Annotated in this window: 16 protein-coding genes and 1 riboswitch; of the genes, 1 reads left to right on the top strand and 15 read right to left on the bottom strand. The window is 71.4% G+C overall.

What is annotated here, in order from left to right:
- Positions 1-19: 19 nt before the first annotated feature.
- From folE to dacB, 10 genes are all read right to left on the bottom strand, one after another.
- On the bottom strand, positions 20-625 hold the full coding sequence (gene folE / locus ACWED2_RS38495; protein WP_449695444.1) for a GTP cyclohydrolase I FolE: 606 nt from the start codon (positions 623-625) through the stop codon (positions 20-22).
- On the bottom strand, positions 603-2,990 hold the full coding sequence (gene ftsH / locus ACWED2_RS38490; RefSeq protein WP_449695443.1) for an ATP-dependent zinc metalloprotease FtsH: 2,388 nt from the start codon (positions 2,988-2,990) through the stop codon (positions 603-605). The genes folE and ftsH overlap by 23 nt, the downstream gene beginning before the upstream one ends.
- 200 nt (positions 2,991-3,190) lie before the next feature.
- Positions 3,191-4,018, bottom strand: a complete 828-nt coding sequence (locus ACWED2_RS38485) for an ESX secretion-associated protein EspG (protein ID WP_449695442.1) — start codon at positions 4,016-4,018, stop codon at positions 3,191-3,193.
- A 104-nt stretch (positions 4,019-4,122) separates the two neighbouring features.
- Positions 4,123-4,896, bottom strand: a complete 774-nt coding sequence (locus ACWED2_RS38480; RefSeq protein WP_449695441.1) for an ESX secretion-associated protein EspG — start codon at positions 4,894-4,896, stop codon at positions 4,123-4,125.
- Between the two features lie 60 nt (positions 4,897-4,956).
- Entirely contained in the window at positions 4,957-6,348 is a 1,392-nt protein-coding gene (locus tag ACWED2_RS38475) for a hypothetical protein (protein WP_449695440.1), read from the bottom strand.
- A 23-nt stretch (positions 6,349-6,371) separates the two neighbouring features.
- Positions 6,372-6,737, bottom strand: a complete 366-nt coding sequence (locus ACWED2_RS38470) for a hypothetical protein (protein ID WP_449695439.1) — start codon at positions 6,735-6,737, stop codon at positions 6,372-6,374.
- Positions 6,738-6,895: 158 nt separating this feature from the next.
- Positions 6,896-7,447, bottom strand: coding sequence for a hypoxanthine phosphoribosyltransferase (hpt, locus tag ACWED2_RS38465; protein WP_449695438.1), 552 nt, complete (start codon positions 7,445-7,447; stop codon positions 6,896-6,898).
- A gap of 3 nt (positions 7,448-7,450) precedes the next feature.
- The gene (tilS, locus tag ACWED2_RS38460) at positions 7,451-8,410 is read right to left on the bottom strand and encodes a tRNA lysidine(34) synthetase TilS (protein WP_449695437.1); all 960 of its coding nucleotides are present in this window, start codon (positions 8,408-8,410) and stop codon (positions 7,451-7,453) included.
- On the bottom strand, positions 8,407-9,417 hold the full coding sequence (locus ACWED2_RS38455; protein WP_449695460.1) for a zinc-dependent metalloprotease: 1,011 nt from the start codon (positions 9,415-9,417) through the stop codon (positions 8,407-8,409). Before ACWED2_RS38455 ends, tilS begins: the two co-directional genes overlap by 4 nt.
- 91 nt (positions 9,418-9,508) lie before the next feature.
- Complete coding sequence (gene dacB / locus ACWED2_RS38450) at positions 9,509-11,938, bottom strand: D-alanyl-D-alanine carboxypeptidase/D-alanyl-D-alanine endopeptidase (protein ID WP_449695436.1); 2,430 nt, start codon at positions 11,936-11,938, stop codon at positions 9,509-9,511.
- Positions 11,939-12,113: 175 nt separating this feature from the next.
- On the opposite strand from dacB, the gene ACWED2_RS38445 reads away from it, so the two are divergent.
- Positions 12,114-12,626 carry an inorganic diphosphatase gene (locus tag ACWED2_RS38445; protein ID WP_449695435.1) on the top strand — a complete coding sequence of 171 codons (513 nt, stop codon included), beginning with the start codon at positions 12,114-12,116 and terminating at the stop codon, positions 12,624-12,626.
- A gap of 53 nt (positions 12,627-12,679) precedes the next feature.
- Here the strand turns inward: ACWED2_RS38445 and ACWED2_RS38440 are convergent, their stop codons facing one another.
- The 5 genes from ACWED2_RS38440 to ACWED2_RS38420 form a co-directional block, all read right to left on the bottom strand.
- A complete protein-coding gene (locus ACWED2_RS38440; RefSeq protein ID WP_449695434.1) occupies positions 12,680-14,332 on the bottom strand; it encodes an MDR family MFS transporter in 1,653 nt (550 codons plus the stop codon).
- 173 nt (positions 14,333-14,505) lie between these two features.
- Positions 14,506-15,774 carry a serine hydroxymethyltransferase gene (locus ACWED2_RS38435; protein ID WP_449695433.1) on the bottom strand — a complete coding sequence of 423 codons (1,269 nt, stop codon included), beginning with the start codon at positions 15,772-15,774 and terminating at the stop codon, positions 14,506-14,508.
- A gap of 21 nt (positions 15,775-15,795) precedes the next feature.
- Positions 15,796-15,880: riboswitch (ZMP/ZTP riboswitch) on the bottom strand.
- A gap of 13 nt (positions 15,881-15,893) precedes the next feature.
- The gene (locus ACWED2_RS38430; protein WP_449695432.1) at positions 15,894-16,319 is read right to left on the bottom strand and encodes an uL11 family ribosomal protein; all 426 of its coding nucleotides are present in this window, start codon (positions 16,317-16,319) and stop codon (positions 15,894-15,896) included.
- A 33-nt stretch (positions 16,320-16,352) separates the two neighbouring features.
- Complete coding sequence (locus tag ACWED2_RS38425; RefSeq protein ID WP_004559890.1) at positions 16,353-16,871, bottom strand: gamma carbonic anhydrase family protein; 519 nt, start codon at positions 16,869-16,871, stop codon at positions 16,353-16,355.
- 83 nt (positions 16,872-16,954) lie between these two features.
- Positions 16,955-18,166, bottom strand: coding sequence for a M14 family metallopeptidase (locus tag ACWED2_RS38420; RefSeq protein ID WP_449695459.1), 1,212 nt, complete (start codon positions 18,164-18,166; stop codon positions 16,955-16,957).
- Positions 18,167-18,232 lie beyond the last annotated feature (66 nt).

The following is an 18,232-nucleotide window of genomic DNA, read 5'->3' as shown; positions in this document are numbered from 1 at the left end:
GGCGCGGGAAGCCCCACACTCACCGGCGCGCCCTGATGAGTTCGAGCGCCTCCGCCCGGGACGACGGCGAGTTCTTCAGCTGCCCCCGCACGGCGGAGGTGGTGGTGCGGGCGCCGGGCTTGCGGATGCCGCGCATGGCCATGCAGAGGTGCTCGGCCTCGATCACCACGATGACACCGCGCGGCTCCAGCTTCCGCACGATGGCGTCGGCGACCTGGGAGGTCAGACGCTCCTGAACCTGGGGGCGCTTGGCGTAGAGGTCGACGAGCCGGGCCAGTTTGGACAGCCCGGTGACCTTCCCGGCGGCGTTCGGGATGTACCCGACGTGCGCGACGCCGTGGAAGGGCACCAAATGGTGCTCACATTGGCTGAACATCGGGATGTCCGTGACCAGCACGAGCTCTTCGTGGGACTCGTCGAACGTCTTGTCCAGGACCGAGTCCGGCTCGGTGTACAGGCCCGCGAACATCTCCTGGTACGCGCGGGCGACCCGGGCGGGGGTGTCCTTCAGACCGTCCCGCTCCGGGTCCTCGCCGCACGCCAAGAGGAGCTCGCGGATCGCCTTCTCCGCCCGGTCGTGGTCGAAGACCGGGCGGTCGGCGTCACTGGGGCTTTTCGGGTCCATCCACGTCACGACGCTCCCCCTCGCTCTGCTGGTTGCCGGCTTGGTCGGCGAACCAGCCGTGCTCACGAGGGCGTTCTTCACCGCCGGGCCGCCACGACTGGCCCGGCTGGCCGCCCGGCGAGGTCGCGGGCGTCCAGCCCGGAGGGGCACCGTAGTTCGGCGGGCCGCTCTGGCCTGCCGGACCACCCGGCTGCTGGCCGCCGTAGGTCTGCGGCCAGTGGGCCGTGCCGTTGGGGCCACCGTAGGGACGGCCGCCGTTCGGGTAGGCGCCAGGCGGGGCGTACGGGTTCGCGTTCGGGTCGACCGGCGACGGCGACGGGTACGGCGGGCCACCGGGCAGGTCGCCCGCGCCCTGGGCGGTGCCGACCGGGGTCGGCTCCGGCTTCAGGACCGGCTTCTCCTTCTCCGGCGGCGGCCACGGCTCGCCGCGCTCCATCGCCAGCTCGCCCGGGGTCTTGATCGGCGGCTTGTCCGACGGCGTCCGCTCACCGAACTCGTTGAACACGGTGATGTGCGGGCGCTTCTCGACCGTCGCGAAGATCCGCTCCAGGTCCTTACGGGTCAGCGTCTCCTTCTCCAGGAGTTCGATGACCAGCTCGTCGAGCACGTCGCGGTAGGTGTTTAGCACGTGCCACGCCTCGGTGTGCGCCGTCTCGATGAGCTTGCGCACCTCCTCGTCGATCTCGTGCGCCACTTCCAGCGAGTAGTCCGCCTGCCGCCCGGCCGACCGGCCGAGGAACGGGTCGCCCTGCTCCTGGCCGTACTTGACCGCGCCGAGCCGGGCACTCATGCCGTACTCGGTGACCATCGCCCGGGCGATCTTCGTCGCCTGCTCGATGTCCGACGACGCCCCGGTGGTGGGCTCGTGGAAGACGAGCTCCTCCGCCGTGCGGCCACCCATCGCGAAGACCAGCCGCCCGATCATCTCGGACCGGGTCATCAGGTCCTTGTCGTCCTCGGGGACGAGCAGCGCGTGCCCGCCCGTGCGGCCGCGCGGCAGGATCGTCAGCTTGTAGACCGGCTCGATGTCCGGCATCGCCCACGCGGCGAGCGCGTGCCCGCCCTCGTGGTAGGCCGTGATCTTCTTCTCCTTCTCGGAGATGATCCGGCTCTTGCGGGCGGGGCCGCCGACGACGCGGTCGACCGACTCCTCCAGGGCCGCGTCGGTGATCACGTGCCCGTTCTGGCGGGCGGTGAGCAGCGCGGCCTCGTTGAGCACGTTCGCCAGGTCGGCGCCGGACATGCCGACGGTCCGCTTGGCCAGGCTAGTCAGGTCCGTGCCCTGGGCGATCGGCTTGCCCTTGGCGTGCACCTCGAGGATCGCCTTGCGGCCGCGCAGGTCGGGCGCGGACACCGGGATCTGCCGGTCGAACCGGCCCGGGCGCAGCAGCGCCGGGTCGAGGATGTCCGGCCGGTTGGTGGCCGCGATCAGGATGATACCGCCGCGGGCGTCGAAGCCGTCCATCTCGACGAGCAGCTGGTTCAGGGTCTGCTCGCGCTCGTCGTGCCCGCCGCCGAGGCCGGCGCCGCGCTGGCGGCCGACCGCGTCGATCTCGTCGACGAAGATGATGCACGGCGCGTTCTGCTTGGCCTGCTCGAACAGGTCACGCACCCGCGAGGCACCGACACCGACGAACATCTCGACGAAGTCCGAGCCGGAGATCGTGTAGAACGGCACGCCCGCCTCGCCGGCGACGGCCCGCGCGAGCAGCGTCTTGCCGGTACCCGGCGGCCCGTAGAGCAGCACGCCCTTCGGGATCTTCGCGCCGAGCGCCTGGTAGCGCGCCGGGTTCTGCAGGAAGTCCTTGATCTCGTACAGCTCTTCGACGGCCTCGTCGGCGCCCGCGACGTCCCCGAAGGTCGTCTTGGGCATGTCCTTGTTCAGCTGCTTGGCCTTGGACTTGCCGAAGTTGAGGACGCGGTTGCCGCCGCCCTGCGCGTTGTTCATCATCCACATCAGCAGGCCCAGGACGAGGGCGAGCGGGATGGCGAAGATGAGGATCTGCGTCAGCACGCCCTGCTGGGTCACCTTGGTGGTGAACTTGATCGGCTGGCCGCCCGCCTTCGCCGCGATCAACGAGTCGTAGATCGGGCGGGTGGCGTCCGCCGGGTACTGCGAAATGATCTGGGTGACCTGCTGCCCGTCGACGTCGATCGGCTTGGCCAGCAGCAGCTTGAGCTGCTGTTCCTTGTCCTCGAGGCTGGCTTCCTTGACGTTGTTCGAGGTGATCTGGGAGTTCGCCACCGAGATGGGTGCCTGGGTGTACCCACGATCACTGTCGAAGATCGTGTTGTACGCGAACAACGCCAGCAACCCCGCGACGATCCACAGCAGTGGGTTCCTGAGCACGCTCTTCCGGTTCATACGACTCGGCCCTGGTGGCCTCGACCCTCCCTGGTTGGGCGGCTCCTGTGATACCCGCCATCACGATCTTGACAACCCGTGGTGCCTGGACACCTGCCCATCAGGGTACCGCCCGCTGCCGCGTTCATCCCCTGTGAGCCTCTCGCAGGTCAACGGGCGATACCGCGCCCGGGTTCCCGTGGGTGTCCACGCCGGTCACGCTATCGCGTGCCGTCCGACACACTGCTCACCATCTCGCCCAGCCGGGTGCGCAGCGTCTTCGGGTCCGCGGGGGCCACGGTGACCCACTCCCGACCGTCCGTACCTGCGCGGGAGACGCTCAGATAACGCCCGGTCGCGGTGTCGAACCAGGCCAGCACGCGGGACCGCTGCTTGGCCCCGACCTGCGAACGGCTGTTCGCTGCCAGCTGACCGCCGCGCAGCCGGGGCTGCCCGGCGATGCGGCCGTACGCCTCGCGCGGGTCGGCCGTCAGGCGCTCGCTCAGCGGTGCCCGGCGCGCCTTGCCGCGGCGTTTGTCTTCTTCCTCACCCGGCGACGACGGCAGGGAGACCGGCACCCGGATCGGCGCGGTGTGCAGGGCGTCGTCCAGCGGGAGTGTGACCGACGCCTCGCTGCCACGCGGCCCCGCGGGCAGCACCCCGACGACGGCGGAGATCAACCCGTCCGGCGGGACGTCCCGCAGCCAGATCCCGTCGGCGTTCTGGATCGCCAGCACGCCCTTGGTCTCGTCGGCCGCCGCGATGACGCCGACCGTCGGGGTTTCGAACTGCGGGATGTGCAGCGCGTCGATGGTCAGCGGGGCGAAGGCCAGCAGGTGCAGGGCGTCCTCGATCGGTGGTGCGAGCCTCCCGCGCGGTTCGCGGATGCCACGCGCCTTCAGCTCGACGTCGACGCGGTGACGCAGCGACACGCGCTCGTCCTCGGTCGCGCCGTGCGACCGGACGATCAGCGGGTACGGCAGCTCCCCGACCCGCGCCGACTCCCAGAGGAAGTCGAACGCCAGTGGCGAGAAGAACTCTTGCATCATCACTCTCCCGGCTCGGACTCTTGCTCAGCGTAGCCCGCACCCCCGACAAAAAGGGACCGTTCCGGGGCAGGCCGGGCACGTCCGAAGACCGATCTTCCCAGAGCTCAGACCGCGCTGGTCGTCGCGGCTCCGGCGAGCATCTCGCCGAGGCGGTGGCGCAGCGTGGCGGCGTCCGCGGGGGCGATCGTGAGCCAATCCCGGCCGTCGCGGCCACGAGTGGCCTGGGTGAGGTAGCGGCCGGTCTCGGTGTCGAACCAGCCCAGGACCGGCGTGCGGGTGCGACCGCCCAGCCGGCTGCGGGCATTGGCGCCGATCTGGCCGCCGCGCAGCCGCGGCTGGGCTTGCAGCCGGGCCAGCGCCTTGCGGTCCTCGTCGGCCGATGCGCGCTCGTCGCCGACGCCACCGCGCTGCCCGGCGCCGCCGGCCAGCTGGTCCTTCGGCACCGTGATCGACTTCTCGCTGCCGCGCGGGGCACCCGGCAGCAGCGAGACGATCGCGCTGGCGAGCCCGTCGGCCGGGCACGGCTGCAGGTGCAGGCCGCGTGTGTCCTGCACGGCCAGCAGGCCCTGGCCGCCGAGCACGCCGGCGACCGCGAGCAGCGGCTTGGCGTCCGGAGCGATCAGCTGGACGGCGTCCAGGCTCAGTTCGGGGCTCGCCAGCACGCCGAAGTAGTCCTCGACGTGCGGCTCGGGCCGGCCGCGGCCGTCGGCGAGACCACGCGCGGTGAGCCCTTCGAGCGTGCGGCGGCGCAGCAGCGACCGCTCGTCGGCGGTCGCGCCGTGCGAACGGATGCGCAGCGGGTACGGCAGCTCGCCCAGCCCGGCCGACTCCCACAGGAAGTCCACCTCGACCGGGGTGAGCAGCTCAGCGTTCGGCATCGAGCCACCCCCAGGAGAAACCGGGCCGGGCACACGTCGGCGTGCCCGGCCCGGAAAGGATCAGCGGTCTTCGTCGTCTCCGGACCAGCCGATGACCGGCGGCGGGGTCGCCTGGTTCGCGCCGAAGGCCTCGTCCGGGTCCGCCTCGATGAGGAAGGACGCGTGCGTGTGCTCCTCGTCCTGCTCGCCCTGGGCACCCTGCGGGGCCATGCCGCCCATGCCCGGGTTCATCGGCGGCGGGGTCTGCCCGCCGATGGTGCCCGCGGAGGAGACCAGACCCTGCTGCGGCGCCTGGGCCGACGCGGCACTCTGGCCCTGGCCGTCGGCCGACGCCAGAGTGGTTTCGTTCTCGGACTTCGCGCCGGACTTGCTGCCCTTGCCCAGCGCGCGGGAGGCCAGCGCACCGAGGCCGCCGGCGGCGCCGCCGAGGCCGAGGCCCATGCCGATCTTGCCGAGCGGGTTGCTGCCGCCCTGCTGCCCGGCGCCCGCGCCGACGTGGCCCGCGCCGGTGGCGGTGCCCGCACCGCCGGCCGTCCCGCCCGCGCCGTCGCTGCCGAGCGTGGCCGCGTCCGGACCGAAGCCCGCGCCCGCCACCCCGCCGTGGACCCCGTTCGGGCCGACGACGCCGGCGTGCTGCGCGCCGAACGCGCCGCCGTGGCCGTCGAAGCCCGCGCCGCCGGAGGCGAAGATCGCGTCGCCCGCGCCGGGCAGCGCGTCGACCGAGCCGGTGCTGCCGACGCTGTTCACCGCGTTGAACGACACGGAGTTGTGCGACGCGGTCGGCTTCATACCGAGCGACTCCGGGCCGAAGCTCGGGGTCGAGCTGTCGATCTCGCTCATCGCCTGCGTGTAGGCGTTGAACATCGCGACCTGCTGCGCCTTGACGTTGTTGGCCGCGTCGTACTGCACCTTCTGGTCGTCCGTCAGCGCCGCCGGGCCGCTGCCCAGCGCCAGCGCCATGGCCGTCTGCGGGTCGTAGTCGACGGGCTTCGGCATCTGCTTGACCGCCGCGGCCGCCGTGGACTGCCGGTGGAGCCGGTCGGACATCGTGTGCGCGGCCTCGGAGGCCTGCGAACCGGAGTTCGCGATCGCCACGAGCGCGCCCTGCGCACCCGCGGCTCCCTTGCCGACCCACGCGTTGCCCAGCTCGGCGATCGCGTTGTACAGGTGGTCCGACGCCTGCTTCAGCTCGTTGCCGTGGTGCGCCCACACCTGCCCGGTCGCCTCCGCCGTGCCGGGCTCGTTGTTGTCGCGCGCGGCGTGGTAGAGCGCGTTGCTGTCCTGCGCGTTCCAGTTCGGCGGGTTGGCGATCGCGCGGTCCGCGCCCATGTCGAAGCCGTCGGACCGGCCGCGGGCGCTCTCGACGATGTTCTGCGACGCCGAGTTGTCGCCGAGCGGGACGAGCGAGCCCGGGTCGGTCTTCGTCGGCTGGTCGCTTTGGTTCGGAGCCATGACTTCGAAATCCCCCTCTGGACTCAGACGTTGCGGAACGGGTCGGCCGCGGCCTGGTCGATCTCGTGGTACCGGGCCATCGCCGTGACGATGCCCTCTTCGGCGTCGGAGTACTGCTGGAGCAGGTTCTGCAGCGCGGCGGCGTAGGAGTCGCCGCCGCCGTCCGCGCGCTGGACGAACTTCGCGGCCATCGCGTGGCCGACCGGGTTGTCGCCGAGCTTCGGCGGCTGGGCCAGCGTGCCCGCGCCGGCGAGCAGGGCCTCGACCGCGTCCTTGCCGGTGCGGATCTTGTTCAGCACGGCCTGCGCGGCGTCGGGGTCGATCCCGACCTGACCCGCCGCGGCCGCGGCCTTGAAGGCGTTCGCGTCGGCAGTGCTGCTGTTCGCCATCTGCACTCTCTCCCGTTCCCCCGACCCGGTTCACCGCGGGCACGATTGGTCTTCGCATAGGTTAACGCACGTGATCAGAGCCTATGACGCAATCGGCGAAGCCGGGGTTCCGCAGATCCGGTAGTTGCGGTGAACGGTCGGTGAACTCCGCCGGAGCACTACACCGTGTAGACCTTCGGGTCCAGCGTCCCGATGTAAGGCAGGTCCCGGTACCGCTCGGCGTAGTCGAGGCCGTAGCCGACGACGAACTCGTTGGGGATGTCGAAGCCGATGTACTTCACCGGCACGTCCACCTTCACCGCTTCCGGCTTGCGCAGGAGCGAAACGACCTCGAGCGAGGCGGGGTTGCGGCTGGCGAGGTTCTTCAGCAGCCACGACAGCGTCAGGCCGGAGTCGACGATGTCCTCGACGATCAGCACGTCCCGGCCCGCGATGTCGCGGTCGAGGTCCTTGAGGATCCGCACGACGCCGGACGACGACGTCGCCGATCCGTACGAAGACACGGCCATGAATTCCAGCTGCGTCGGCAGCGGCAGCGCGCGGGCGAAGTCGGTCATGAACATGACCGCGCCCTTCAGGACGCCCACCAGCAGGAGTTCGCCCTGCCCGTCGGCCGGATAGTCGGCGGCGATCTGCTCCGACAGCTCCGTGATCTTGTCCTTGATCTGCTGCTCGGTGACGAGCACGGAGGCGATTTCGCCCTCGTACACGGGTCATTCCCCTCGGGTGGTGGGTTGGGAGACGACGCAGAGCCTGCCATGCGCCCGGCGTGCTTCCAAGTTGCCCGGCAGCCACACGCCGCCCTGACCACGCCACCGGGCGACCAGCGCGTCGACCGCGCGCAGGTGCGCGTCGGTGAGTTCACGCACACCCGATTGCAGCAACCACCTGCGAAGAACCCGCCGCCGCAGTGCCGGAGGCTCGGCCTCGAGTTCGCCCACATCCAGCCCTTCGGGGCCGCCCGCGCGGGTGAAGATCATGTCCGCCATTGTGTCCAGCGCCTCATTGTCGTCACGCAGTTGCGCGGCCGTGCGGGCGAGCGCGGCGGCCACCCCGCCGTTGAGGACGTCTTCCAGGAGCGGCAGGACTTCGGTGCGCAGCCGGACGCGGGTGAAGCGCGGCTCGGCGTTGTGCGGGTCGTCCCACGGCTCGACGCCGAGCTCGGCGCACGCGGCCCGGGTGGTGGCGCGGCCGACGGCGAGCAGCGGGCGGCCCCACGGCGGGTCGTGCGGCCGCATCCCGGCGACGCTGCGCGGGCCGGAGCCGCGGCCGAGCCCGAGCAGGACCGTTTCGGCCTGGTCGTCGAGGGTGTGGCCGAGCAGCACGAGAGCGTGCCCCGCGAGGGCGCGGTAGCGGGCCTTGCGCGCGGCGGCTTCCGGGCCGCCCGGGCCGGTGACGTCGGCCCGGCGCACCTCGGCTTCGTCGACGCCGAGGGCCTTCGCCGCGGCGGCCGCGGCGGCCGCGACCTTCGCCGAGCCTTCCTGCAGCCCGTGGTCGACGACCAGCGCGCGGACGACGTGCCCGCGGTGGTGGCCGACGTGCGCGGCCGCCTCGGCCAGCGCCAGCGAATCCGCGCCGCCGGACACCGCGACGCACAGCACGGGCGGCGCTTCGACGCTCTCCAGGAAGGCGCGGACGGCCCGCCGGACGGCCGCGACCGCCGGCCCGGTCATCCGTGCAGGCGCCGGACCCACGCCGCCGGGTCGGAGATCTCGGCGCGCGACGGCAGGGTGTTCGGCGACCGCCAGACGGCGTTGAAGCCGTCCATGCCGACGGCGTCCACGACGTGCTTCGTGAACTTCGCGCCTTCTTCGTACTGACGGATCTTCGCGTCGACGCCGAGCAGCGCGCGCAGCAGCCGATCGAAGACGCCGCCGCCCTTGCGGCGGGCGGTGAACCGCGCGCGGATCCGGTCGACGCTCGGCACGACCTGCGGGCCGACCGCGTCCATCACGTAGTCGGCGTGCCCCTCCAGGAGCGTCGAGAGCGCCAGCAGCCGGTCGAAGACCGCGCGCTCCTTGGGCGACTGGAGCAGCTCCGCCAGGTTGAGCTTCGGGCCCTGCTTGATCGCCTCCGGCAGCCGGCCGACCAGGTCGGACAGGCTGTCCGTGCCGCCGCCCGCGAGGCCGGAGACGAGCCGCTCGACCTCGTCGGCGAAGTAGTCGCGCAGCCACTTGACCGCGGTGAACTGGAGCCGGTGGGTGCACTCGTGCAGGCAGACCCAGAGCCGGAAGTCGTGGCCGGGCACGTCCATCGCCTGCTCGGCGGCGACGACGTTCGGCGCCACCAGCAGCAGCCGGCCTTCCCGGTCCGGGCCGCCGAAGGGGTCGTACTGGCCGAGGACCCGGCTGGCGAGGAACGCGAGCACCAGCCCGGTCTGGACGCCGGCGCCACCGGCCAGGATCGGCCCGAGTGGCCCGCCCTGCTGCGGCAGCGCCCGCCCGGTCAGCGCGTCCAGCCCGGCCGCGGCCGACCGGACCCAGCCCGGGCGGTCGACGACCTCCCCGGGCAGCAGCGGCAGGTCGAGCCCCAGGTTCGTCAGCTGCCGCACGTGCCCCTCGGCTTCGACGGTCAGCTCGCGCAGGTCGGTGACGGCTTCCTCGGCCCGTTCCCGCGGCACCTGCGGGCCGCCGCGCACCAGCAACGCGCCGGTCTGCGCGGCGATCGCCCAGTCGACCATGGGCCGGGTCTGCGTTTCCTGACTCACCCTTCCGACGCTACCTGCCCGGTGCGGAGTTTCCGGCCACGATCTTCGTACGGTTCGGCGTCCGCTACGCGCAGCCGCACTTGCGCAGGCTCGTCGCGAGGGCGTCGATCGCGTCGCGGCCGGGTTCGGTGTCCGAGCCGTTGGACATGAACGCGAACACGAGCACCCGGCCGTCCTGGTCGAGGACCAGCCCGGCGAGGGTGTTCACCGCGGTGAGCGTGCCGGTCTTGGCCCGCACCCAGCCGCGGCCGGCCTGCGACGCCGGAGTGTCGAACCGCCCGTCGGCGAGAGTGCCCGAGCCGCCCGCGACGGGGAGGCCCGCCAGCACCGGGCGCAGCTTCGCCGTGCCGGGGTTCTTGCCCTCCGGCGCCGCCGCGGCCGCCAGGAGCTGGGTCAGCAGCCGGGCCGGGATGCGGTTCTGCGACGAGATGCCGCTGCCGTCGGACAGCGCCACGCCCGAGACGTCGAAGCCGTTGTCCTTCAGGACCTTGATGGTCGCCTTGGCGCCGCCGGCGAAGCTGGCCTCTTCGCCGTTCGCGAGCGCGACCTGCCGGGCGACCGCCTCGGCGAGGACGTCGTCGGACAGCTCCATCAGGTCCGACACCAGCTCGGTCAGCGGGGCCGACTTGACCTCGGCGACCACCTTCGCGTCCTTGGGCGCGGTCGCCTGACCGCCCGCCGAAGCGCCCAGCTTCGAGGCGATCGACCCGGCGAGCGCGCTGCCCGCGTTCGCCGTGCGCTGCGAGTTGTTGTCCTTGGCGTTGATGCGGCCGCCGTCGGCCATCAGGGGCGCCATCTGCGTCGCGTACGTCGACGGCGCGTCACCCGGCTCCCAGCCGGGCGCGGTCGTCGCCCCCTTGAACAGCGTCAGGTCGACCTGCACCTTCTTGACGCCCGGCACCGCCTTCTTGACCTGTGCGACGAGGTCGTCGACGTGCGCGGCGCCCGGGTACAGCGGGGAGTCGGTGCCCAGCGGCAGGTTGGTGAGCGTCGTGTCGCCGCCGCCGACCAGGATCACCGTGCCCGGGTCCGCGCCCTGCACGATCTTGGTCGACAGGCGCAGGTTGTGGTCCAGCGAGAGCAGTGCGGCCGCGGACGTCAGCACCTTCGTCGTCGAGGCGGGTGCCACCGGCGTCGAGGAGCTGTGGTCCCACAGCACGGTCCCGGTCACCGGGTCGACCACACTGCCGGTGAGCTGCCCGAGCGCGCCGTTGCCGGCCGCCGAGGCCAGCGCGGACTTGACGCCGTTCGCGGTGGGCGCCGTCCCGGCCGTGGCCGGCCCCTGCAACTGGCGCTTGGCCTCGGCCGGCGCCGGCGGGTCGCCCTTGGGCGCGTTCGGCGCCCACGGCAGCGCCAGCCGGTTCGCCACCTTCGGCGTCGCCGCGGCGACCCCGGCACCGGCCAGCACCAGGAGGACGACCACGACGAGCGCGATGATCTTGCCCTTGCGCCGCTTCTTCTTCGGCGGCTCACCGGCGGCGGGCGCCTCGGCCGCGGACGGCGACGGCGGCTCGGCGGGCGGCTGCTCGCCGCGCGGCGGCTCGTTCCGCTGCTGGGGCTGCTGCTGGAAGACGCCGGGGAACTGGGTGGGCCGCTCGATCCCGACGGTCGCCTCGGCGTCGAACCGCTGCCCGTCCGGTTCGATCCGCTGCGGCCGGGCCAGCGTCCCGGCGGACGCCGAGGGCACCACCCCGCGCGGTGGCTCCGGCGGCAGCACGGGACGGCGCTCGCCCGGTTCGGCGGGGCGGTCGCCGGCGCGGTCCTCGCGCAGCTCGATGCGCTGGCTCCAGGGCGCGGCGGGCGGCTGGGCCTCCTGCTTTTCCTGGCGCTGCGCGGCCGAGCGGCTCAGCTGCTCTTCGCGGCGCTGCTGCTCCTCGCGCCAGTGCTGCAGCTCTTCACGCCACTGCTGCTGGGGCTCCTCCGGTTTCGGCTCCTCCCGGGGCGGGACGTGGCGCTCGACCGGCACCACCGGCACCGGCCCGGACGGCTTGACCTCGATGTACTGGGTGCTCTCCCCGGCCGGCGACGGCTCGGCGGGCTTCGGCTCGGGCGGCTCGACGTATTGGGTGCTCTCGCCGTCCGAAGAAGGCGCTGTAGGCGCTGTGGGCGCTGCCGGCGCGGCGAGCTCGGACTGCTCGACCCGGATGTACTGGGTGCTCTCCGCGGCGGGCTTCGCGGCCGGCGGCTGCTGGACGGCGGGCTGCTTCTTCGGCTCGCGGCTGCCCAGGCGGTCGGCGAGGTCCTGCTTGGCCGGGGACGGCGGGGGCGGCGGCTCCTCGGCCGGGGCGTTGAGGCCGGGGATCGGCTCGGGCGGCACGTTCGGCGCGAACCACGATCCCTTCGGCGCCTCACTGCCTGTGACCTTGGGCACGCCGGGGCTGTCCTTCGCGCGCTCCGGCGGGTCCGGCAGTGCCATCGGAGTGGTTTCCCGCGCGCCGGACGACGAGCGGTCTTCGTCCGACGAAGGCCACATCGGCTGGTCGTTTTCCGGCACCCACCACTCCTTCTCACCTGCCCCGGGAGGGGCCAAGCTCACATGCCGCGTGGCCGACATCGATGCGACCCCCGGGCAGGGCGTAGTCCACACTAGGAGACGTCAAGACAGTCATGAAGGTTGCCGCCCGCGACGCGTGGCATGCCCGCAATCGAAAGAAGCAGCGAGGACAGGCGTGGAGTTCGACGTCACGATCGAAATCCCCAAAGGGGAGCGCAACAAGTACGAGGTCGACCACAAGACCGGCCGCATCAAGCTGGACCGGACCCTGTTCACGGCCACCCAGTACCCGGCCGACTACGGGTTCATCGACGACACCCTCGGCCAGGACGGCGACCCGCTCGACGTGCTCGTCCTCGTCCAGGAGCCGACGTTCCCGGGCTGCCTGATCCGCTGCCGCGCGATCGGCATGTTCCGGATGACCGACGAGAAGGGCCCGGACGACAAGGTCCTCGCGGTCCCGACCAACGACCCGCGCCTGGAGCACCTGCGGGACATCCACCACCTGAACGAGTTCCACAAGCTGGAGATCCAGCACTTCTTCGAGGTCTACAAGGACCTCGAGCCCGGCAAGAGCGTCGAAGGCTCCTCCTGGGTCGGCCGCTCCGAAGCCGAAGCCGAGATCAAGCGTTCGCTCGAGCGCGAGACCGACCGCCTGGCCAAGGAAGAAGCCAACGGCGGCCACTGAGCCATGCGGAAAGGGCCCCCTCGGGAGATTCCCGAGGGGGCCTTTTTACGCGGTCAGTGCGCCAGGGCGAGCGCCGGGGCGTCCGCTTCGGCTTCGGCGCGCTGCTCCATCGCCGACTTGTCCGACAGCGGCTTCTCCTTGAGGAACCACACCAGCGCGAAGCCGACGGTCAGCACGATTCCGCCGACCAGGAACACCGTGCTCATCGACTCGGCGAAGCCCTGCAGGATCGGCCGGGCCAGCGTCGGGTCGAGCGTCGACAGGAACGACGTGTCGTTGACGTCGAGGCCGCCCTGCATCTGCTTGGCGAACTCCGGGTGCTGCGCCAGCGCCGCCGTGTAGGCCGGCGTGGTCATCGCCGAGCGGATGGCGTTCGCGATCCGGTCGCCGACCGTGCCGAACAGGATCGAGAGGAACACCGCGGTGCCCGCCGTGCCGCCGATCTGCCGGAAGAACGTCGCCGCCGAGGTGGCGACGCCGATGTCCTGCGGGCGGACGTCGTTGGTCGCGGCCAGCACCAGCGTCTGCATCGAGGCGCCGAGGCCGAGGCCGATCACGAAGGCGATCACCATGACCAGGGCCAGCGAGGTGTCGACGGTGATCGTGGACAGCGCGAACAGCGCCGCCGCCATCAGGCCGATCCCGGCCACCGCGAACATCTTGTAGCGCCCGGTCTTCGAGATGAGCCGTCCGCTGGTCATGCTCGCGGACATGATGCCCAGCGTCAGCGGGAGCATCTGCAGGCCGGCCTGGGTCGGCGTCGCGCCCTTGACGATCTGCAGGTACAGCGGCAGCGACATCATCGCGCCGAACATCCCGGCGCCCTGCACGACCGTGACGATCGTCGACATCCGGAACACCGACCGGTTGAACAGGCGCAGCGGCAGCAGGGCGGCGTCGCCCATCCGGCGTTCGATCCAGACGAAGGCGGTCACGCCCAGCGCGCCGACGACGTACATCGCGATCGAGGCGGCCGAGCCCCAGCCCCACTCGCGGCCCTGCTCGGCGACGATCAGCAGCGGCACCAGGCCGGTGGCCAGCGCCACGGCACCCCAGTAGTCGACCTTCTGGTCCACGCGGGTGTGCGGGAGGTTCAGCACCTTGGTGACGACGACCAGCGCGGCGAGCGCGATCGGGACGTTGACCAAGAAGACCCAGCGCCAGCCGGTGATGCCGGCGAACGTGTCGATGCCGGCGAAGAAGCCGCCGACGACCGGCCCGGCGACGCTCGAGATGCCGAAGACGGCCATGAAGTAGCCCTGGTACTTGCTGCGCTCGCGCGGCGCGGTGATGTCGGTGATGATCGCCAGCGCCAGCGACATCAGGCCACCGGCACCGAGGCCCTGGAAGGCGCGGAACGCGGCGAGCTCGTACATCGACGTCGCCATGCCGCTGGCCAGCGAGCCGACCAGGAACAGCGAGATCGCCGTCAGGTACATGGGCTTGCGGCCGTAGAGGTCGGACAGCTTGCCGTACAGCGGCGTCGAGAGCGTGGCGGTGATGAGGTAGGCCGTGGTGGCCCAGGCCTGCAGGGACAGGCCGTGGAGTTCGTCGGCGATGGTGCGCATCGAGCTCGACACGATGGTCTGGTCGAGCGCGGCGAGGAACATGCCGAGCATCAGCCCGGACAGCACGGTCAGGATCTGGCGGTGAGTCAGTTTGCCGTTCGTAGCGGCTGCTCCTTCCGCCGTGGTGGTGTCGCTCATGGTGGTCTCCCTCGGGAAGTCTCCGCGTAGTTGCTTGTACCTCTCAACTACTTGCCTGAGCCAAGTATTCCCCGGGAAGCTTGTAGCATGCAATCAAATATTCTGTGACGCCCGTCTCGGACATGCCGAGGGCGGCACTTCCACGGGAAAGTGCCGCCCTCGGGGTTGCGGGGTCAGGCGGAGTAGCCCGGGATCGGGAACGGCGCCAGGAACTCGCGGATCTCCGCGGCGATGGTGTCGAGCGAGGAGTCGTCGTGCGCGGCGGCCGCCGTCACCGTGCGGTCGATCCACTCCGCCACCTGCGGCTGGTGCTCCGGCTTCAGGCCGCGGGTGGTGATCGCGGAGGTGCCCAGCCGGATGCCGGACGGGTCGAACGGCTTGCGCGGGTCGAACGGCACCGTGTTGTAGTTCAGCTCGATGCCCGCGCGGTCGAGGGCCTGCGCGGCCGGCTTGCCCGCGACCGCCTTGTTGGTCAGGTCGATCAGCAGCAGGTGGTTGTCCGTGCCGCCGGAGACCAGGTCGTAGCCCTTCGCCAGCAACGCGTCGGCCAGCGCCTTCGCGTTGGCGACGATCGTGTGCGCGTAGTCGCTGAAGTCCGGGCGCTGGGCCTCGCCGAGCGCGACGGCGATCGCCGCGGTCGTGTGGTTGTGCGGGCCGCCCTGCAGGCCGGGGAACACCGCCTTGTCGACGGCCTTGGCGTGGTCGGCGTCCGAAAGGATCATCGCGCCGCGCGGGCCGCGCAGGGTCTTGTGCGTGGTCGTGGTGATCACCTGCGCGTGCCCGACCGGCGACGGGTGCGCGCCGCCCGCGACCAGTCCGGCGATGTGCGCGATGTCGGCGACGAGGACCGCGTCCACCTCGGCGGCGATCTCGGCGAACGCCGGGAAGTCGATCGTGCGCGGGATGGCCGTGCCGCCGGCGAAGATCAGCTTCGGCCGGTGCTGGCGCGCGAGGTCGCGCACCTGGTCGAGGTCGACGCGGCCGGTCTCCTTGGCGACGCCGTAGCGCACCGGCGTGAACCACTTGCCGGTGGCGGACACGCTCCAGCCGTGCGTGAGGTGGCCGCCGTCCGGCAGCGCCATGCCGAGCACGGTGTCGCCCGGCTGCGCGAACGCGAGGTACACAGCCAGGTTCGCCGGCGACCCGGAGTACGGCTGGACGTTCGCGTGGTCGGCGCCGAACACCGCCTTCGCCCGCTCGATGGCGAGCTGCTCGACCTGGTCGACGAACTGCTGGCCCTCGTAGTAGCGCTTGCCCGCGTAGCCCTCGGAGTACTTGTTGGTGAGCACGGTCCCGGTGGCTTCGAGCACGGCCTGCGAGACGTAGTTCTCCGACGCGATCAGGCGGATCTTGTCGTGCTGCCGCTTGGCTTCGTCCTCCACGAGCCCGGCGATGGCGGGGTCGGCGGCGGCGAGTGCGGTCAGTTTCGGCTGGTGTGTCATGGCGTGCTCCGGCTCTGGAGTGGCCTTCACCCAGGCGCGCGGTGCCGGCCTCGTCGTCGCTTCCCGGTGGTGCTCCACCTCGATGGCGCCAGTCGCTGCTGCGGAACCAGCCTAGTCCCTCAGTCGACGACCACGACGCCCATGGACCGGGCCGTGCCCGCGATCGTGCGCATCGCCGCCTCGACGTCGGACGTGTTGAGGTCCGGCAGCTTGCGTTCGGCGATCCCCCGGAGCTGGTCCTTCGTCAGCTTTCCCGCAACCTCGTGCCCCGGCCGCGAGGAACCCTTGTCCCCCAACGCCTTTTTGATGAGGAACGACGTCGGGGGCGTCTTGAGCCGGAGTGCGAACGAACGGTCTTCGAACACCGAGACGACCACCGGCACGATGTCGCCGCGCTGGCTCGCCGTGGCCGCGTCGTAGGACTTCTTGACCTCGACGAGGTTGACCCCGGTCTGCCCCAGCATCTTGCCGAGGTCGACGACCGGGGCGTTGCCCGCGGCGAGTTCCAGGGTGACCTGGTGGGTGAGTTTCTTCTTCGGAGCCATGCCCCGAAGCTAGAGTCTCCAGTTACCGGAGGGTCAAACCGGTTTCGTGCCCGCGCGGTGCCGGCGCGCCAGCTCCTGGTAGATCGCCGCGTTGTGTTCGACCCACATCCGCGCCGAGTCGGTCAGCGGGACGAACTTCTTCGCCGGGCTGCCCATCGCGATGACCTCCTCGGGCACCTCCGTCGCCGGCGTCACGGTGGCCCCGGCCGCGACGAGCGCCCGCGCGCCGATCTTCGCCTTGTCGAGCACCGTCGAGCCGTTGCCGATCAGCGCCTGCTCCCCGATCGTGCAGTCGTGCACCAGGCACTGGTGGCCCACGGTGACGTTCTTGCCCACCTCGCAGACGCCGTCGTTGACGTGGATCACCGAGTTGTCCTGGATGTTGGCGCCCTCGCGGATGACGATCCGGCCGAAGTCGGCCCGGATCACCGCGCCGAACCAGACCGAGGCGTCCTTCTCGACGACGACGTCGCCGATGAGGGTGGCGGTGGGCGCGATCCAGGCGTCCGGGTGGACCTGCGGGCTGAGCCCTTCGAACGAGAAGAGAGGCATGCCCGCACCCTAAACCGCGCAGGCCCCCTTCCCCGGTCCAGCGGGGAAGGGGGCCGTTCGCGAGCCGCGCCGGCCGCTGGGGGTCAGCCGGTGATCGCGGCGTTGATCAGGATGTCGACAGCCTGGTCGTTGCGCGTGGTCTGCGGGACGATCTGGGTGTCGCGCGGGTAGAAGCCCGGGCTGCTGCCCTTCGGGTACATCTCGAAGGTGAAGCTCCAGATCTTGTGCTGCGCCCACATCCAGTCGTTGACGCTGCCGTCGGTGATGTAGAGGTCGCTGGACTGCTGCGGCGTGTAGCCGTTGGTCGCGGCCATCTGCCTGCCGAGCGACTGGAACTTCTGCGCCTGGGCCGCGGTCAGGTCCGGCGCGGTGTCGGCGTAGGTGTAGCCGAACGGCCAGAGGACCAGCTCGGAGTAGGTGTGGAAGTCGATGTGCGTCTTGATCTGCTGGACGCCGCCGACGACCCGCGAGTTCACCCAGTTCGAGACGGCCCGGGTCTCGGGCGCGGAGAACGCCGCCGTGCCGCGGTAGGTCTCACTCGACGTCGAGCCCGACGAGCCGCCGCAGCAGCCCCACTTGTAGCCCCAGTTGCGGTTGGTGTCGGTGCCGGGGCCCTGGCGGTTCTTGCGCCAGCTGTGGAACGTGCCGCCGGAGATGTCGTACTCGGAGCCGTCCGGGTTGACGCTGGGGATCACCCAGATCTCGGTGCTGTCGACCAGCCGCTTGATCGCGCTGTTCGTGGCGTATCCGCTGGTCAGCCGGTCGACGATGTGCAGGCACATCTCGGTGGTGAGGTGCTCGCGCGCGTGCTGGTTGCAGGTGAAGAGGACCTCGGGCTCGTTCTCGTCGGTGGCGGCGTTGTCGCTGATCTTGATCAGCGAGAGCGCCCGGCCTTCGTACGAGTTGCCGGCGCTGCCGAGCTTCGTGAGCGACGGGTAGTTCGCGACCGCCTTCTGCAGCTCGGTCTGCGTTTCCGCGTAGGTGTGGTAGCCGGTGTAGCCGGCCGGGAAGTCCGCGGCGGCGGCCGCCGCCGTGCCCTCCTGCCGGTTGACCTTACCGAGCGACTTGACGCCGAAGCCCTTCGCGCGCAGCTGGGCCGCTTCGCCGGGGTTGGCGATGACGGTGGCCGTCGCGCCTTCGGCGTCGAGGATGTCCGCGCCGGTCCGCGCGATCTCGGTGCGCTGCTGGGCGGTGGCGGCGCCGGTCACCTCGTACACCTGCGGGCCGTCGGGCTGGGCGGCACCGGCCTGGCCGCCGGTGGTGAGCACCAAGAGGGCGGCCGCGGCCGCTGCCATGCACGTTCGTGTGCGCATCACGTCTCCTGCTCTCGGGGGTTCCTCGACCTTGGCCGGAGCCGGACG

The sequence above is a fragment of the Amycolatopsis sp. NPDC005003 genome (assembly GCF_053600695.1).
Note: the sequence above shows the minus strand (reverse complement) of the source record. Positions and strands in the feature narration are given on the sequence as shown.

Coding starts and splice junctions, on each gene's coding strand:
- folE (WP_449695444.1), bottom strand. CDS start 625: ATGGACCCGAAAAGCCCCAGTGACGCCGACCGCCCGGTCTTCGACCAC.
- ftsH (WP_449695443.1), bottom strand. CDS start 2,990: ATGAACCGGAAGAGCGTGCTCAGGAACCCACTGCTGTGGATCGTCGCG.
- ACWED2_RS38485 (WP_449695442.1), bottom strand. CDS start 4,018: ATGATGCAAGAGTTCTTCTCGCCACTGGCGTTCGACTTCCTCTGGGAG.
- ACWED2_RS38480 (WP_449695441.1), bottom strand. CDS start 4,896: ATGCCGAACGCTGAGCTGCTCACCCCGGTCGAGGTGGACTTCCTGTGG.
- ACWED2_RS38475 (WP_449695440.1), bottom strand. CDS start 6,348: ATGGCTCCGAACCAAAGCGACCAGCCGACGAAGACCGACCCGGGCTCG.
- ACWED2_RS38470 (WP_449695439.1), bottom strand. CDS start 6,737: ATGGCGAACAGCAGCACTGCCGACGCGAACGCCTTCAAGGCCGCGGCC.
- tilS (WP_449695437.1), bottom strand. CDS start 8,410: ATGACCGGGCCGGCGGTCGCGGCCGTCCGGCGGGCCGTCCGCGCCTTC.
- ACWED2_RS38455 (WP_449695460.1), bottom strand. CDS start 9,417: ATGGTCGACTGGGCGATCGCCGCGCAGACCGGCGCGTTGCTGGTGCGC.
- ACWED2_RS38440 (WP_449695434.1), bottom strand. CDS start 14,332: ATGAGCGACACCACCACGGCGGAAGGAGCAGCCGCTACGAACGGCAAA.
- ACWED2_RS38435 (WP_449695433.1), bottom strand. CDS start 15,774: ATGACACACCAGCCGAAACTGACCGCACTCGCCGCCGCCGACCCCGCC.
- ACWED2_RS38430 (WP_449695432.1), bottom strand. CDS start 16,319: ATGGCTCCGAAGAAGAAACTCACCCACCAGGTCACCCTGGAACTCGCC.
- ACWED2_RS38425 (WP_004559890.1), bottom strand. CDS start 16,871: ATGCCTCTCTTCTCGTTCGAAGGGCTCAGCCCGCAGGTCCACCCGGAC.
- ACWED2_RS38420 (WP_449695459.1), bottom strand. CDS start 18,166: ATGGCAGCGGCCGCGGCCGCCCTCTTGGTGCTCACCACCGGCGGCCAG.